Here is a 16,000-nt window from a genome sequence, read left to right as displayed (position 1 = left end):
GTTCTGCTCCACCTAGTTGGTGCGCACAAGACGCCAGTCCTTCGGCTGAGCAGTGGTGAACTCGCCTCCGTGCACCCTTCCAGGGAATCCCGACGGGCAACGAGTCGGAAGCCGACAGGGGTTAACCGAGCTGCTGTTAACCCCCGTTGAGCTGAGGTGATTGCGGCGGGCCGACAGTTGCGCTCAACTGGCCACCCAGCAGGGGGAGGTGTCCGAATGAATGAGCGTATGCGCCAAATCGCCCGGCCGGGATCTTATGGGGCCATCTCGATGCCGAGAAGATCGTGGCGATCCCGGCGCTGCAACGCAAACAGGCGCGACGGTAGGCGCCTGTGCGAGCCGCTAGCTGAGCGGCACGGCATGCAGGGTGTCCCCTGCTGAAATCCCCGTACTGTAAAGCAGCCTGTCGTCCGACTCTTTTCTTTGCAGGCGGGCCCAGGCTGTTCCCATCCTGCGGTAGGCGTGTCCCTTCTTTTCGTCGATCAACACCCACTTGTCTCCGTACGTGTACGGCGGGACCCACTCCGGCGCGAACGACCACGCCTCGTTCAGGAATTCCTGCACGAGGGTGTCGTCGCCTACCGGAATGCGCACCGACGCCACATCGTGATCCATTTGGCTGTAGGAGACCTCGATGAAGCGATGGCGGAAGTCTTCGCGTGCGCTCTCGATCACCCCTGCCACTATGGCGTCCTTGCCGATGGCGCCCATCTTCGCATCGAGCATCTTCGGGATCACCTCCTCTATTGCCGAGCGAATTGACGCCTCCATGTTTTCCACGCTGCGGTTGCGTGAAGTGTTGAGAGCGTTGACGAAGTCTCGTACGCTCGGGTTCTTGGAGTAGTCCTTCGGCGCGTAGAGGACGTAGGGTCGCTGCACGAGGATCGTGAAAAACGCGGAGGCGACTCCTATCGGAAAGATCACGGAAAAGAGCACCAGAACCGCTTGCAGCCAGCCTTGCGTTTGGGTGGCCGCCGCACCTGCGGCGGCTTCTGATACCGTCAAGAACAGCGAGATGATCCACAGTGGGTTGAGTGCTCTGGGACCCCTTGGGGCATTCGGTGGCTGGCTCACCATTACCTCTCACGAGTTGCGCTGCACATAAGCATTGCAGTGTGCGCTGCGACTCGTAGGCGGTTTTACGTGATGGGTTGATTTGTGCGGTATGGGGTGCGACGACGTCCAAGCGGCTCCGAACAGGTGCCGGCGTCGGCGAGCGCACTGATGCGGGCTTGACGGGCAGTCACCCCGGCGGAGGGGGAGCCCAGCCCACGGCCAGTCAGCGACGCGCCTCGGCCGCCCCGCCAACCGCCGCGTCTTAGAACCTTCTTAATCCCGTTCGTTATCAACTCCTCATGCACTTCATCACCTCCCGCCGGAATGCCCGGACCGCCCGCACCGTCCGTGCCGCCGCCGTGGCCCTCGCGGTCACCGTCCCGTGCGTCACCCTCGCCGAGGTGGCCCAGGCGACCGCACCCCAGGCCAAGGCCCAAACCGCCGCCAGCGCACCGCAGTCGGCCCGCGTCCACGCCGGTCACCTCGTCGACCTGCCCGTCCGCGGCGGCACCGCCACCGTCGACACGGCCACGCTCCGCGTGACGGCACGCACGCCGAAGGGAGAAGTCGAGCTCTCCGCCCCCGCCGCCACCGCTCCCGGCAAGGCCGGGAAGGTGACCGTCACCGCCGACGGCGCGCGTTGGACGTACCCAGGCAGCGGGCTGGCCGTCACCGCCCGCTCCGAGCAAGGGCGGCTCGTCGTTTCCGTCAAGTCCACCGGCGCCGCCGACCGCACACTGAGCTGGCCCGTCACCGGGACCGACCGGGCCGCCTCCGCCGTGCAACTGCCGCGGGGCGAAGGGCTGTCCATACCCGTGGGCGACGCGTTCTGGAACTCCGACCGTGCGCAGCTCGTCAACAGTGAGCTCGACATGTCCTCGGCGCTGACCATGCCGCTGTGGGGGCACACCCTCGGTGGCCGCGGCGTCAGCTATCTCGTGCCCACCGACATCGGCACCTCCCTGCGATCGGTGTCCGACCACGGGCGGCTGCGCACCACCGCCACCCACCGGTTCTCCCGCGGCGAGGGCACCACCGACTACACCGTCACCTTCGCCCTCACCGACGGTTCCCCCGTCGCGCCCGCCGTCGACTACCGTGCCTGGCTGGAGCAGCACGGGCAGCTCGGCAGTCTGCGCGCCAAGATCGACGCGGTGCCGGCCACCAAGAAGCTGCTCGGTGCCTTCCATGCCTACACGTGGGGCGACGCCCGTACCGCCGAGGGTATGAAGAAGCTGCGGGCGCTCGGCGTGGACCGGATGTGGCTCGGCTACGACGCCGACGACACGCCCATGGACGCCGCCGCCGTCGCCGCCGCCAAGAAGGCCGGGTACCTCGTCGGGCCGTACGACTCCTTCGCCAACGGCCAGGACCCCAAGTCCTCCGACGCCCCCACCTCCGCCTGGCCCGACAAGGTCTATCCGGACTTCTGCGTTCAGGGCGCCGACGGCAAGCCCGTCCCCGGATTCCACGACCGCGGCTGCTACCTCAGCTCCGAGGCGTTCGAGAAGGCCGAGCCCACCCGGCACTACCTCGCCGACCGCACCAAGAAGATGACCGCCAACGGTGCCGACAGCTACTTCCTCGACGTCGACGCCGCCGGTGAGCTGTTCCGCGACCACAGCGACGCCCACCCCATGGACCAGTCCCGCGACCGTGCCAACCGGCTCGCCCGGATGCAGCGGCTGTCCGGCAAGAACCGTCTCGTCCTCGGCTCCGAGTCCGCGGGCGCCTGGTCCAACCAGGTGCTCGCCTTCGACCACGGATCCGGCACCCCCGTCGTCGACGGGCTGTGGAAGGCGCAGAGGGACAAGGAGAAGTGGGGCGGCTACACCCCCGCCAAGGCCCCGGGAATCTTCTTCAAGCCCGCCGAGCTCCCCGCCGATGTCGCGAAGGCCATGTACGACCCCGCCTACCGCGTCCCGCTGTTCGAGACCGCGCTGCACGACTCGCTCGTCAACACCGAGCGGTGGGAGCTGTCCTACGACAAGCTCCCGCAGCAGAAGACCACCCGCGCCCTGCTGGCGATGCTCTACAACACCCCGCTCAACTTCGTCCTCGACGGCACGTCCATCCAGGAGCGCGGCAGCGAACTCGCCGCGCTGCAGAAGTACTTCAAACCCCTGCACGAGGCGGCCGGCACCCAGGCCATGACCGGCTTCCGCACCCTGAACGCCGACCGCACCGTCCAGCGCACCGTCTTCGGCGACGGCACCCTCACCGTCACCGCCAACTTCGGCACGAAGGCCCACGGCGGGCTGCCCGGCGGCTGTGTCGACGCGAAGCTGAGCGGCGACAAGAAGCCGCGGCGCCTGTGCCCCGCCGACGTCAACCGGTGACCTCGAACGGCGGACCGGGCTAGCCCTCGGGGATCAGGCCCGCCAGCACGCTCTCCACCGTGTCCGCCTCCTCCGCCGTCTTGTCCTCCCGGTAGCGCAGCACCCGCGCGAACCGCAGGGTCACCCCCTCCGGGTACCGGGTGGACCGCTGGACGCCGTCGAAGGCGATCTCCACCACCAGCTCCGGGCGCACGGTCACCACGAAGCCGTCGTCGGAGAGCGCCAGCTCCCGGAGCCGCTCGGTCTGCCAGGCCAGCAGCACGTCCGTCAGCCCCTTGAAGGTCTTGCCGAGCATGGCGAACGAACCGTCCGCACGGCGCGCCCCCAGGTGCAGATTCGACAGCTTGCCGGTCCGCCGCCCGTGGCCCCACTCGGCGGCCAGCACCACCAGGTCCAGGGTGTGCACCGGCTTCACCTTCAGCCAGGAAGCACCGCGCCGCCCCGCGCTGTACGGCGCGTCCAGCGCCTTGGCCACCACCCCCTCGTGGCCGCGCCGCAGCACCTCGGCCGCGAACTCCCGCGCCGCCGTGCGGGCCCCGGCGTCCGCCGGGTCGGCGACCACCAGCCGTCGTACGCGCAGCGGCTCGGGCACCACCCGTGCCAGCTCCGCGTGCCGTTCGGCCGTCGGCAGCTCCAGCAGGTCCCGGCCGTCGACCGACAGCAGGTCGAAGAAGACGGGTGAGAGCGGCACGGTGACGGCCGCCCCCGCCACGTCCGTCCGGGAGCCGACCCGGCCGGCGGTCTCCTGGAACGGGCGCGGGCGGCCCGTCGCGTCCAGGGCGATGAGTTCACCGTCCAGCACGGCCCGGGACACCGGCAGCTCCCGGGCCACCCGCGCCAGTTCGGGCAGCCGCTCGGTGATCTCGTCCAGGGTGCGGGTGTAGACCCGCACCGCTTCACCGTCCCGGTGCACCTGCACCCGGATGCCGTCCAGTTTCTCCTCCACCGCGCACGGCCCGAGCCGGTCCAGGGCCTCGTCCACGTCCTTGGCGCTGTGCGCGAGCATCGGCTGTACCGGCCGCCCCACCTCCAGCCGGAAGTCCGCCAGCGCCCCCGGCCCTCCGGCCAGCAGTGCGCGGGCGACCGTGCCGAGGGAGCCGCCCAGCATCACCGCCCGCCGTACGTCCGCCGGGGCCGCGTCCGTCGCCGCCGCCAGCCCCTCCACGGCCAGCGCGTCCAGGGCGCCCTGCCGCAGCTCACCGCCGATCAGCCCCAGCAGGAAGCGCTGCTCCTCGGCCGTGGCCGCGCCCATCAGCGCGTTCACCAGCCGCTTGCGTTCGCCCTGCGCGCCCTTGCCCGTCACGCCCGCGATCCGGGTGAGGGCGGCGTCCACCTCCCGGACGGTCAGGGTCGGGGCGTCCGCCGGGGCGGCGGCGTCGCGCAGGGTGCTCCATCCGACACCGATCCTGCGCTGCGGCAGCCGGCCGGCCAGGTACGGAATGGCGATCGGCGCCTCGTCGGGCTCGGCTTTTCGGAACAGCTCCGCCAGCAGAGAGATCTTGACCGACCGCGCGCTGGTCGCCGCCACCTGTGCTGACACCCGGGCGATATCGACAAGAAGCATGCGTTCATCGTGCGTCGTGCGCCGCCCGGGCGCCTCCCGGATCCGGTGGCCTCAAGCGACCGGCCTCAAGCGAGGGCCCCGGCCGTTTCGCGGTCGCGCCCGGCGCCGTCGCTGATTCTGATCAGCAGGGCCACCATCAGCCAGTTCGCGACGAGGGACGAGCCGCCCTTGGCGAGGAACGGCAGCGCCTTGCCGGTGAGCGGGATGAGGCCCATGACACCGCCCGCCACCACGAAGACCTGGAGCGCCAGCGCCGCCGCGAGCCCCACCGCCAGCAGTTTGCCGAACCGGTCGTGCGAGCGCAGCGCCACGCTCAGCCCGCGCTGGACGAGCAGCGCGTAGAGCAGGATCACCGCCATCGTCCCGGCGAGCCCGAGCTCCTCCCCGACCGTGGTGAGGATGAAGTCGCTGCGGCCTGCGAAGCCGATGAGTTCGGGGTGGCCACGGCCCAGGCCGGTGCCCGTGACGCCGCCGCTGCCGAAGCCGAACAGGGCCTGGGCGAGCTGGTCGGAGCCCGTGCCCGGCGGCTGCCGGTCCTTCGGCAGATACACCGCGAACGGGTGCTGCCAGGCGACGATGCGCCCCTTGACGTGCGGTTCGATGGAGCCCACGACGCCGGCTCCCACGACGGCCATCGACAGTCCGACCAGCACCCAGCTGAGGCGCTCGGTGGCGGTGTAGAGCATCACCACGAACAGCCCGAAGAAGATCAGCGAGGTGCCGAGGTCCCGCTCGAAGACCAGCACCAGCAGGCTCAGCGCCCAGACGCCCAGGATCGGCCCGAGCTGCCGTCCCGGTGGCAGCCGCACCCCGAGGACCCGGCGGCCGGTGAGCGCCAGGGCGTCCCGGTGGGTGACCAGATAGCCCGCGAAGAACACCGCGATGATGGTCTTGACGAATTCACCGGGTTGCAGCGACAGCGGCCCCAGCAGGATCCACCGCTTGGCGCCGTAGCTGTCGCCGGGGAAGAACGCCGGTGCCATCAGGAGCACCAGCGCCACGGCCATCAGGACGTAGATGTAGCGCTGCAACCGGCGGTGGTCCCGCAGTACCAGCAGCACGCCGACACAGACGGCGACGCCGATGACGGACCACATGAGCTGGCCGGGGGCGGTCGTTTCGGATTTGTACGCCGCCCGGTACGCGGGGTCCAGCCGGTACAGCAGCACCAGTCCGAAGCCGGAGAGCAGCGTCGCCAGGGGCAGGATCAGCGGATCGGCGTACGGGGCGTAGCGGCGCACCACCAGATGCGGTACCAGCGCCAGGGCGGCCATGCTGACGGCGAACCCGGGAAACCCCTCCGGGACGGCCCCGTCGAGGGCCAGCCCGGTGCTGGCGTAGCCGAAGCAGCTGATGAGGACGGCGAAGCCCAGCAGCAGTGCCTCGCTGCGGCGTCGCCGCCGTGGTGCCGCGGACGGCACCTCGGGGGCCCGGCTGTCGTCGCTGTCCCCCACGTGTACGGAATCCACGGTCACACTCATGAATCATGGACGGCACGGCCTGAAGGAAACCTGAGGGTTCTGAAGGTTCCTTCAGGAACCCGCGGGCCGTGCCGTGGCCGGTTTTCCCGGATGTCCGTCCGGCAGCGGGAAGCGGGCCACCAGCCGTGCCCCGCCGCCCCCGGCGGCCACCACCAGGCTCCCGCCGTGGGCGTGCGCGATCTCCCGGGCGATGGCCAGCCCGAGGCCGCTGCCGCCGCTCTCCCGGTCCCGCGCGGCGTCCAGCCGGACGAAGCGTTGGAAGACCCGCTCGCGCTGGTCCGCGGCGATCCCCGGCCCGTCGTCCGTGACCTCCAGCACCGCCTGCCCCGCCGTCCCGTCGAGGAACGCGCGCACCTCCACCTGTGAGGCGGCATGCCGCAGCGCGTTGTCCACGAGGTTGGCCAGCAGCCGCTCCAGCTGCCCGGTCCGGCCGCGCATCGGCGCCGGCAGATCAGCGGTCACCGTCAGCGGTACGCGGGTCGCCGCCCGCCGGGCGGCCTCCTCGGCGGCCAGCAGCGCCAGGTCCACCGGCTCGCCGGCCCCGGTCGGCACCCGGGCGTCGAGCCGGGCGAGGAGCAGCAGGTCCGCGGCGATGTGCTGCAGTCGTACGGTGTCGGCCAGCGCGGCCCGCACGGCCCCGCTCGTCGGGCATCCGGCCGTCGGGCATTCGACGGCACCGTCCGTCGGGCAATCGGTCGCGCAGTCCGCCCGGTGGCCGGGCCGGGCCGCGGCGGCCAGCGCCACCTCCAGCTGCGAGCGCACCGCGGCGACGGGGTTGCGCAGCTCGTGGGAGGCGTCGGCGACGAACTGTCGCTGCCGGGCGACCGCCTGCTCCAGCCGGTCCAGGGTGGCGTTGACCGTACGGGCCAGCGCCGCCACCTCGTCCCCGCCCGCCGGGTCCGGCACCCGTCGGCCCAGCTCGCTGGCGGTGACGGCGGCCAGCTCGGTGCGGATCGCGGTGACCGGCCGCAGCGCCAGCCCGGTCACCGCCCAGGCGATGGCGGCGGCGAGGGCGATGAGCGGCGGGGCGCCGCCGAGCAGGCCGAGCGCGATGGCGTGCGTGGCGTCGTCGACGTCGTTGAGCACGGTCAGCGCGTAGACGTAGCGCTCCTCGCCCGGCACCGGGCTCGCCCGGACCACGACGACGTCACCGCGCTCCCCGCCCATGGCCGGGGAGCAGCACAGGACCTTCGAGGCGGCGTCCTGCCCCGGCTGCGGGCGCAGATCCGCGAACGCGCGGGCGAGGGGCTCGGCCGAGGGCCGGCTGGTGGCGACCACCTTGCCGCGCGGATCGAGGACGAGGACCATGTCGACGCCCGACCGGGGCGCGGGCAGCAGGGACGGCAGCGGGCCGGCGTCCGCCAGGGCCGCCACCTCGCGGGCGGCGAGTTCCGTGCGGCCGTTGGCGTTGTCCAGCAGGTTGGTGCGCAGGATCGCGTACAGCCAGCCGCCGCCGCCCGCGAGGACCAGCGCCATGGCCAGCGCCGCGGCCGCCGCGGACCGGCCCCGGACCGTACGGGGCAGCAGCCGCGAGCGGCCCCGCCGGGGCGTGGGGCGGCTCATGCGTCAGCCGCCGTCGGGCGCGAGCCGGTAGCCCGTGCCGTGGACGGTCACGATCGCGTGGCGGCCGAAGGGGGCGTCGATCTTCTTGCGCAGCGAGGAGACGTAGACCTCCACGATGTTCGGGTCGGTCCCGGCGGGGGAGTCCCACACCTCGTCGAGGATGTCCCGTTTGGCCACCGCCTGCCCCGCGCTCGCCATCAGGTACCGCAGCACCGACAGCTCGCGCGCGGTCAGCTCGATCTCCTGGTCACCCCGGCGGCAGAGCCGCCCGGCGATGTCCAGAACGAGGTCCCCGGCCCGGAGGGTGGTGGTTTCCGCGCCCCGGCGACGGCCCAGGGCCCGCAGCCTGGCCAGCAGCACGACGAACGAGAACGGCTTGGACAGATAGTCGTCCGCCCCCGCGTCGAGCCCCTCGGCCTCGTCGTACTCGCCGTCCTTCGCGGTGAGCATCAGCACCGGCGTCCACTGGCCGAGCCTGCGCAGCCGTGCGCAGATCTCGTAGCCGCTGAGGCCGGGCAGCATCACATCGAGCACGATGGCGTCGTACGCCCCGGACAGTGCCGCCTCCAGCCCGCGGTGTCCGTCGTGGACGACGTCCACCCGGTGCCCCTCGGCGCCCAGCCCCCGCCGCAGCGAGTCGGCGAGCCCCACCTCGTCCTCGACCATCAATATGCGCACGCCCCCCAGCCTCACATATCCGGTATGCCGGGAAGTCTGGGGACCAAGGCATCACTGTGCGTCATTTTTCGCACACCTGGTGGAATTACCGTAACCGGGCGGCGCCGGGCCGAGTTGACGCCTTCAGACAGCAGGAGCCGCCAGCAGGACGGGAGCAGTGGATCAGCCATGAGCAAACGCCAGAAGGGCCGTAGACACCGCAAGGTCAACCGCACCCCCCGCCCGGTCGGCTCGTCCAGCCCGGGACCGTCCCGCGCCGAGCCGCGAGCCGAATCCCGAGCCGAATCCCACGCCGAGACCCGGCCCGAACCCCGTGCCGAGCCGCGCGTGGTGGTCTCCGCAGGGACACCGGATCTCGGCCGGCACGAGGCCCGCACCTGGGAGGGGCTGCGGGCGTCCGGCGTCGAGGGGGCTTCGGTCGACGAACTGTGCGCGGCCGTGGGCTACCAGGCGCGCACCGTCCTCAAGCACGTCAACGGACTCGCCGCGTACGGCATGGCCGAGCGGCGCGGCGACCGCTGGTACGCGAAACGGACGGCGGAGCCGGGGACCGCGCGACCGGCCGAGGGCGCGCTCGTCGACGCCTAGGCCGGCCGGCGGTTCGGCCCGCGCCCTGCGGGCGCGTCCTCAATCGCCGGACGGGCTCATAGCGAGCCCGTCCGGCGATTGAGGACAGAGCACAGCAAGCCCGTCCGTCACCCGAGGTGCGTCGCTCCCCCCGTCTCCCGGCGGCGCGTGGCGAGCGCGGTGAGCACTGCCTCGTGGGCGAACAGGGCGTCGGCCGTCCGGTCCAGGGAACGCGCCGCCGACTCGGCGCGGGCCGCGTGTCCGAGAATCCGCCGCCGCAGGGCGGCACCCTCGGCGCCGGGCAGCGACACCGCCGCCGCGCCCTCGCGGAGCCGGGCCGCCTGCTCCCGCAGCCGGCCCGCCTGGGCGTGCACGGGCTGCGACCAGGGCGCGATCCCGGCGAAGGAGACGCCGTCGGCGGCCCCGTCGAGGTCGTCCGCGCCGTTCGCTCCGACGGCTCCGCCCTGTTCCTCGCGGTGGTCCCGGCTCACCGGTTCACCCCCCGTGGCTTCGGCCGCAGCGCCGTCCAGGGCGCGAAGGCGTTCCGTGCCCCCTCCAGCGCCGGGGCGAGCTCCGGGTGGTGGCGCAGCAGGACGTCGCACATCCCCGTGCGGTCGATCCACTCCAGGCCCTCGGGGGTGTAGACCTCCGGCCGGTAGTCGGAGGTGAAGAAGCGGTCGCTCTTCAGCCGCCGGGACGCCATCAGCACGAAGACCCGGAACGCGGTGTCGCTGAACGCGAAACCCCGGGGCTTGCGTTCGGCGTACATGCCGACCATCGTGTCGACGCGGTCCAGCCGCCCGTCGTAGACCTCCCGCAGCTCGGCGGCCTGCCCGGCGTTCCCGCCGGTGAGGTCCTCGAAGGAGGTCACCGGCGGACGGTGCAGCGCCGTGCGGAAGGCGGCGTAGCGCGGGACGCCCCGTTCGCGGTCGCGCAGGACGTCCACCGTGCCGACGTCGACATGCTCCCCGGAGATCCGGGCGAGGTCCCGCAGACAGTCGGGGTGGTTGTGCAGGGCGATGGCCCCGGGGTTCATGGTGCCGAAGGAGTAGAACAGGTCGGACCAGCCCCAGCGGTCCACCGCCTCCCGGGTGGCCAGCGCCTGGAGCGGATCGAAACCCGTCCGTTCGATGAGCTCGCCCGTGCGGTGGGAGCGGATCTCGTACTCGTCGCGGATGAGCGGGTGCAGCCGGTAGGAGCTGACGAACTCCTCGGTCATCGAGAACGGGGCGGTGTGATGGTCGGTGGGGCCGCCGAGGATGCCGAAGAGCGCCTCGCCCTTGCCGAACCGCCGTACGTTGCGGCGCAGCCGGGCGGGCAGCACCCCGTACCAGTTGAGGTGCATCGCCGCCCGCGTCACCCGCTGGTCGATCATCGCCGGGGTCCACTCCACCGTGTGGATCTTCGCCAAGACGGCGGTGTTGACGAGTCTCGCCGTGTGGAACAACCGCTCGTCGCCCCAGGTAGGGTGCACGGCGGCGATGCGGTCGCAGATCGCGTTGTGCTCCTTGGCGAACAGCGTGTGCAGCAGGGACAGCCCGACCCAGTAGTTGTCGTTGAAGCCGGTGGCGTCGATGCCGGAGAGACCCTCGGTGGTCTCGTCGGGCAATCTGCCCTTCTCGACGTGGAGTTTGCCGGCCTCGCCGGTGCGCAGGGCCCGGCACTGCGCCTCGCTCGAACCGTAGATCTGCGAGCCGTCCCACCAGTGCGTGACGGTGTTCTCGTACGTCGGCGGCCGGTCCCCGTCGGTGTGGGCGACCGGGTCGGGGCGTGAGCGGCGCACCATCATCGGGCAGCGCGGCCAGTCGTCGTCCGCGGCGAGCGGGACCTCCAGCGGCTCGACGGTCTTGTTGTCGCCGTGGCTGAACCACCCGTGGTTCTGGAACTGGATCCAGGCCGCGGCCAGCATGTTGAGCGTGGGTGCCGGGCGGAAGCCCGCGCGGCGCGCCAGCAGCCGCCTGCTGACCTCGCGCGGGCTGGGCGCGAACAGGCCGTCGTCCTCGGCGTCCGGGAAGGTATCCGGCAGTGCGCAGTTGCGGTCGAAGCGGGTGCCCGCCCTGCCCATGTCGACATCGTCCGGGTCATAGCCGGACCCGTCGTAGCTGCGGTACGGCAGCAGCTCGGGTGTCGGCTTGCGCGGGCGCTCGCCACCGGCGCCGTAGGTGTCGTGCAGATTGTGCGCGCGCAGCAGCTCCCGCTGCTTCCTGATCTCCAGCAGCGCCAGCGGGAAGGGCATCGAGTGCCACTCGCGACGGGGCCGCGGTACCGGGGGCATCAAACATCTCTCCAGGACTCGGGGTGCCGGCGTACGTGAGGGGTGCCGGCGGGTGGGGGCAGGGATCAACGGGCATGGATCAGCGGGCGTGGATCGGCGGGCCTGGGCCTGGGCGTGGCACGGATCAGCGGGCATGGGCGTGAACAGGGATCGGCGGGCGTGGGTCAGCGGTCGTGGAGGCGGAAGACGACGGTCTCCTCCACGACCCCCCGGTACGGGGCGAGCAGGGCGTCCACCCGGTCGCGCGCCTCGGGGACGACCTCGTCGAGACTCTGCGCGTAGACGCCCACGTTGTGGCACTGCGGGAAGTCGTGCGCGGGGTCCACCCAGGTGATCTCCAGCCAGTCCGCGGGCACCGGGAAGACCGACACCGGACTGCGGCCCTCCAGATTGGGCACCACATCGTGCTCGTTGACGAGGCTGACGACGCGGGTCTCGGGGTCGCGGGGGCGTTTGAAGTCGATGGGCGAGCCGACGGCGACGACGTGCGTCAGCCGCCATTTCTGGTTGACCTCCGGGATCTCCGTCAGATTCATGGCCGCGATGCCGCCCTGGCTGTGCCCGATCAGCGCGATCGACGCCCCTTCGGGCACGGTCTGGGCGACGGCCTTGCGGACGGCCCGGGTGTACGGCGAGTCGTTGCGGCCCACCGCGGTGACGGCGCCCACCAGATCCTGCGGAGTGGCGTTGCGGGGCAGACCGAAGGCCATGCCGGCCAGCAGCACCAGATAGCGGGTGACGCCGTCCGGGCCGGTGACCCGCTGGATGATCATCCGGCCGTCGTTGCCGATCGCGGTCAGGTTCCGCAGATGCGCGCTGATGCCGCCGCCGTCGTCCAGGGCGGCGAGCAGGGCCGGATCCGGCGGCTCGGCCACGGCCCGGCCCGCGCCCCGGTCCCAGCGGGCCCAGGCCCCGATGCCCGTGCCCAGCAGCGGATCGCCCTCGGCCCGGGAGCCGGTGACGATGCACCAGGCCGCCGCGTCGTTGAACGGGTTCTCGTCCACCAGCGCGTTCCACGCCATGACCTCGGTGAGCGAGGGGGCGAGCGCGGCCAGGGCCCGCTCGGCGCCGTCCGCGCGCACCGCCCGGTGGAAGACCCGCAGCGCCTGGGTCTGCCGGTCGGCCTCGATGGCCCCCAGCAGCCGCCGCACCGGCCCGTCCTCGATGAATTCCGGGTGCCGCACCGCGCACAGCCGGATCCGCAGCTTGAGCGAGGTGACCGCCACCGCGACCGCGAGATTCTCCCGGCTGGTGAGCACCCCGCCCAGCCAGGCGGCCCGGCCCACCCGCCCGCCGTCCGGGGCGTAGCCCAGCCCGGCCGGTTCGGTGAGGGTCCGGGCGAGGGCCCGCACCGCGCGCACCCCGGTGCGGGGCGAGCGGCCGAGCGAGGCCGCCAGCTGCGGGTCCGTGGCGATCGCCGTGACCGTACGGCCCGCCTCACGGATCACCCCGGCCACCTCGCCCAGCATGCGGGCGACGGCCGCGAGCGAGGCGGTGTCCACCCCCTCGGGGCAGCCCTCGGAAGGGGACCCGCAGCCCTCGGAAGCGTCCGGGCCGTCCGTGGCGCCCCGCGTGCCGACGGGCGCTTCGCTGTCGGTGGTCATACGCCCTCCGCCGGCCGGCGGGAGCGGACCCCGATGCGCAGCCGTGCCGCGTCGAAGGTGTGCGGCAGCGGCCGGTCGGGGCTCAGCCGCGGGCCGGCCACGGCCAGCTCCCCGGCGCGCAGGAACTCGGCGACGAAGCCGGTGGCCAGCTGGAGGCCCAGCTCCATGCCGCTGCACTGGGCCTCGCCCCGGCTGAAGGGGCTGACGGCCCAGTCCCGCTCGGCCGTGCCGTCCAGCCACTTCTCCGGTGCGAACCGGTGCGCGTAGTCGATCCGTTCGCCGTCCCGCGCGTGGAACCCGGCGGGCACCAGCACATTGACGCCCCCCGGCGCCACCGCGTCGCGCCAGCGGGTCTCGGCCGTGGTGCGCCGCATCAGACTGGACACCGGCGGCCACAGCCGCGCCGCTTCCTGCACACAGGCACGGACGTACGGCATGGCCTCGAACCCCGCCGCCGTGCGCGGCCCGTGCGCCCGGTCGGCCGACTCGGTCTCCGCGAGCGCACGCTCGTACTGCACGGGGTGCGAGGCGAGCAGGGACAGGGTCTGGAGGGCCGCCGCGTGCACCACGCCGAGCGCCATGAACCAGTGGGCGACCTGGGCCTCGGGCGCGGTCTCCGGCCCCCGGGGCGCGCTGCCGAACAGCCCGGCCAGGCTGCGCGGGTCGGCGTCGGCCAGATAGCGGGCCTGGCGTTGCATCAGCCGCCGCCGGATCCTGCGGGTACGCCCGGTGCGCCAGCGTCGGGCGCCCATCCAATTGGCCTCGGCCAGCAGCAGACCGAGCAGCCGGGAGTACTCCACGTCGTCCGCGGCGGCCTCGCCCAGGAAGCAGCGCCGCCCCGCCCGCTCGAACCGCTCGCGGATGTCGTCCGGCCGCAGGCCCTCCACCGCCCGGGGCCCCAGCAGGGCCGCCGCCTCCTCGCCCACGACCCGCAGGAAGTGGTCCGCGAGCCGGTGCACGGGACACCCCGCGTCCAGCACCGCGTCGTTGAACGCCCGCCGCGCCGCGCGCTGCCCGCCGTGCGAGGCGACGAGCGTCTCGGGCTGCACGGCCGCGAAGCCGCTGACCTTCTCCCAGGTGTCCACCGCGTACACCTCGACGGGGCCCGCCAGCACCTGTTTGGCGTCCTCGGGGTCCAGGACCAGCAGGGTCGGCCCGGAGGTGCCGCGCACCAGGACCGGGCCGCGGCCGTGCCGGCGGCGCATCCGGCGCATCAGCTCCAGGCCGCGCCGGGCGGGGTCGGTCCGGGCGACGAGCGCGGCGATACGGGGACGGGCACGGAAGGCGCCCTTGAGGTAAGTGGGAAGGAAATAGACAAGGGTGAGCCGGAGGTTCTCGCTCCGGGACGCGGTCGGCAGTGCGGCGCGCCGCTCACCGATCCCCGGGGCGTCGATCGTGTCGCTCATGCCAGCACCTTCCCCGGGTTGAGCAGCCCCTCGGGGTCGAGCAGCCGTTTGACGTCCCGCTGCAACCGCAGGTTGCGGGGCGGCAGTTCACGGGCCAGCCAGTCGCGCTTGAGGACGCCGACGCCGTGCTCGCCGGTGATGGTGCCGCCCAGCTCCAGCCCGGCGGCCATGATGGCGTCGTACGCCTCCTTGGCGCGCCGGACCGCGTCCGGGTCGGAGCGGTCGAAGATGACGGTCGGGTGCAGATTGCCGTCCCCCGCGTGCCCGACGGTGGAGATGTAGAGGTCGTACTCGTCGGCGATCAGCTCGATCCGGTCGATGAGGGTGGCCAGCGCGGCGCGCGGCACCGCGACGTCCTCGATGAACGCCGTCACGTCACCGGAGAGCGCCGCGGCCCGGGCGCCGAGCGCCGGCAGCACCATCCGCCGCGCCTCCAGCACCTCCTTGGACTCCCGCTCGTCGGCGGCGGCGCTGACGGACAGCGCCTTCGCCGACCGGCAGAGCGCGGCCATCGCCCGCACCTGCTCGGCGGCGTCGGGCGCGTCGCTCGCCACGATCAGCGTGGCCGCGGCGTGCCCGGCCAGCAGCGGATGGCCGAGCGCGGCGACCGCCTCGGTGGTGGTGCGGTCCATCAGCTCCAGCGCGGAGGGGATGTGGCCCTCACGGATGATCGCGGCCACCGCCTCGCCCGCGTCCGAGGCGGACGGGAACTGGGCCAGCAGCGCCACGGCGGGCGGCTGCGGCGGGCGCAGCGCCAGGGTCGCCTCGACGATGATGCCCAAGGTGCCCTCGGAGCCGACGAACAGCCGGGTGAGGTCGTATCCGGCGACGCCCTTGACGGTGCGCCGGCCGACGCGCAGCACCTCGCCGTCGGCGAGCACGACGGTCAGCCCGAGGACGTAGTCGGCGGTGACCCCGTACTTCACACAGCACAGGCCGCCGGCCCCGGTGGCGATGTTCCCGCCGATCGTGCAGGTCTCCCAGGAGGCCGGGTCCGGCGGGTAGCACAGGCCCCGCTCGGCGACGGCCGCGGCGAGGTCGGCCGTGACGACCCCGGGCTCGCAGCGCACCAGCCGGTTCGCGGTGTCGATCTCCAGGACGCGGTTCATCCGGACCATGGACAGCACCACACAGCCGTCGACGGCGTTGGCGGCCCCGGCGAGGCCCGTGCGGGCGCCTTGCGGCACGACGGGCACCCCGTAGGCCCGCGCCGTGCGGACCACGTGCTGGACCTGCTCGATGGTGTCGGGGCAGACCACGGCGGCGGGTCTGCCCGCCTCGCTGAACGGCGCGGAATCCCTGGTGTGCAGGTCGAGTTCGGCTTCGCCGGTCAGTACGGATCCGGGGGGCAGGGTCTCGCCCAGGGCGGTGAGGAGGGGATTCTCGACGGTTACGGTCATCGGCAACTCCATGCGGTGGGGGGCCGCTTACGAGGCGGTGTGAAGAAGAAGTCGAGGAGGGAGCGCG

The 16,000-nt window shown here is 72.6% G+C and carries 12 protein-coding genes; 2 read left to right on the top strand and 10 right to left on the bottom strand.

The window, feature by feature from the left end; all coding sequences use genetic code 11:
* Positions 1-342 precede the first annotated feature (342 nt).
* Positions 343-1,005 (bottom strand): hypothetical protein, encoded by a 663-nt coding sequence (locus tag JO379_RS06305; protein WP_130876766.1) that lies wholly within the window; start codon positions 1,003-1,005, stop codon positions 343-345.
* 350 nt (positions 1,006-1,355) lie between these two features.
* Here JO379_RS06305 and JO379_RS06300 point away from each other — a divergent pair, with 350 nt between their 5' ends.
* Positions 1,356-3,395, top strand: a complete 2,040-nt coding sequence (locus JO379_RS06300) for a glycoside hydrolase (RefSeq protein ID WP_209514297.1) — start codon at positions 1,356-1,358, stop codon at positions 3,393-3,395.
* A gap of 19 nt (positions 3,396-3,414) precedes the next feature.
* Here the strand turns inward: JO379_RS06300 and JO379_RS06295 are convergent, their stop codons facing one another.
* From JO379_RS06295 to JO379_RS06280, 4 genes are all read right to left on the bottom strand, one after another.
* Positions 3,415-4,959, bottom strand: a complete 1,545-nt coding sequence (locus tag JO379_RS06295) for an ATP-dependent DNA ligase (RefSeq protein WP_209514295.1) — start codon at positions 4,957-4,959, stop codon at positions 3,415-3,417.
* 65 nt (positions 4,960-5,024) lie between these two features.
* Complete coding sequence (locus JO379_RS06290; RefSeq protein WP_372449136.1) at positions 5,025-6,380, bottom strand: FtsW/RodA/SpoVE family cell cycle protein; 1,356 nt, start codon at positions 6,378-6,380, stop codon at positions 5,025-5,027.
* A gap of 111 nt (positions 6,381-6,491) precedes the next feature.
* On the bottom strand, positions 6,492-8,003 hold the full coding sequence (locus tag JO379_RS06285) for a sensor histidine kinase (protein WP_209514292.1): 1,512 nt from the start codon (positions 8,001-8,003) through the stop codon (positions 6,492-6,494).
* Between the two features lie 3 nt (positions 8,004-8,006).
* Positions 8,007-8,681 (bottom strand): response regulator transcription factor, encoded by a 675-nt coding sequence (locus JO379_RS06280; RefSeq protein WP_130876761.1) that lies wholly within the window; start codon positions 8,679-8,681, stop codon positions 8,007-8,009.
* Between the two features lie 168 nt (positions 8,682-8,849).
* Here JO379_RS06280 and JO379_RS06275 point away from each other — a divergent pair, with 168 nt between their 5' ends.
* Positions 8,850-9,269: a hypothetical protein gene (locus JO379_RS06275; protein ID WP_209514290.1), complete on the top strand. Its 420-nt coding sequence runs from the start codon at positions 8,850-8,852 to the stop codon at positions 9,267-9,269.
* Between the two features lie 107 nt (positions 9,270-9,376).
* Here JO379_RS06275 and JO379_RS06270 read toward each other — a convergent pair whose 3' ends face one another.
* The 5 genes from JO379_RS06270 to JO379_RS06250 form a co-directional block, all read right to left on the bottom strand.
* The gene (locus JO379_RS06270) at positions 9,377-9,739 is read right to left on the bottom strand and encodes a hypothetical protein (RefSeq protein WP_130876759.1); all 363 of its coding nucleotides are present in this window, start codon (positions 9,737-9,739) and stop codon (positions 9,377-9,379) included.
* Positions 9,736-11,523, bottom strand: coding sequence for a peroxidase family protein (locus JO379_RS06265; protein WP_130876758.1), 1,788 nt, complete (start codon positions 11,521-11,523; stop codon positions 9,736-9,738). The genes JO379_RS06270 and JO379_RS06265 overlap by 4 nt, the downstream gene beginning before the upstream one ends.
* Positions 11,524-11,687: 164 nt before the next feature.
* The gene (locus JO379_RS06260) at positions 11,688-13,127 is read right to left on the bottom strand and encodes an alpha/beta hydrolase family protein (protein ID WP_242625941.1); all 1,440 of its coding nucleotides are present in this window, start codon (positions 13,125-13,127) and stop codon (positions 11,688-11,690) included.
* Entirely contained in the window at positions 13,124-14,533 is a 1,410-nt protein-coding gene (locus JO379_RS06255; RefSeq protein WP_209514289.1) for a cytochrome P450, read from the bottom strand. Before JO379_RS06255 ends, JO379_RS06260 begins: the two co-directional genes overlap by 4 nt.
* Positions 14,530-15,933 carry an FAD-binding oxidoreductase gene (locus JO379_RS06250; protein ID WP_245381396.1) on the bottom strand — a complete coding sequence of 468 codons (1,404 nt, stop codon included), beginning with the start codon at positions 15,931-15,933 and terminating at the stop codon, positions 14,530-14,532. Before JO379_RS06250 ends, JO379_RS06255 begins: the two co-directional genes overlap by 4 nt.
* Positions 15,934-16,000: the final 67 nt, after the last annotated feature.

Source organism: Streptomyces syringium, from assembly GCF_017876625.1.
Lineage (GTDB): Bacteria > Actinomycetota > Actinomycetes > Streptomycetales > Streptomycetaceae > Streptomyces > Streptomyces syringius.
This window is presented reverse-complemented; position numbering and strand designations above follow the sequence as displayed.

Excerpts from the sequence above, each read along its gene's own strand:
- JO379_RS06295 (WP_209514295.1), bottom strand. The coding sequence starts at position 4,959 with ATGCTTCTTGTCGATATCGCCCGGGTGTCAGCACAGGTGGCGGCGACC.
- JO379_RS06250 (WP_245381396.1), bottom strand. The coding sequence starts at position 15,933 with ATGACCGTAACCGTCGAGAATCCCCTCCTCACCGCCCTGGGCGAGACC.
- JO379_RS06265 (WP_130876758.1), bottom strand. The coding sequence starts at position 11,523 with ATGCCCCCGGTACCGCGGCCCCGTCGCGAGTGGCACTCGATGCCCTTC.
- JO379_RS06275 (WP_209514290.1), top strand. The coding sequence starts at position 8,850 with ATGAGCAAACGCCAGAAGGGCCGTAGACACCGCAAGGTCAACCGCACC.
- JO379_RS06255 (WP_209514289.1), bottom strand. The coding sequence starts at position 14,533 with ATGAGCGACACGATCGACGCCCCGGGGATCGGTGAGCGGCGCGCCGCA.
- JO379_RS06300 (WP_209514297.1), top strand. The coding sequence starts at position 1,356 with ATGCACTTCATCACCTCCCGCCGGAATGCCCGGACCGCCCGCACCGTC.
- JO379_RS06260 (WP_242625941.1), bottom strand. The coding sequence starts at position 13,127 with ATGACCACCGACAGCGAAGCGCCCGTCGGCACGCGGGGCGCCACGGAC.
- JO379_RS06285 (WP_209514292.1), bottom strand. The coding sequence starts at position 8,003 with ATGAGCCGCCCCACGCCCCGGCGGGGCCGCTCGCGGCTGCTGCCCCGT.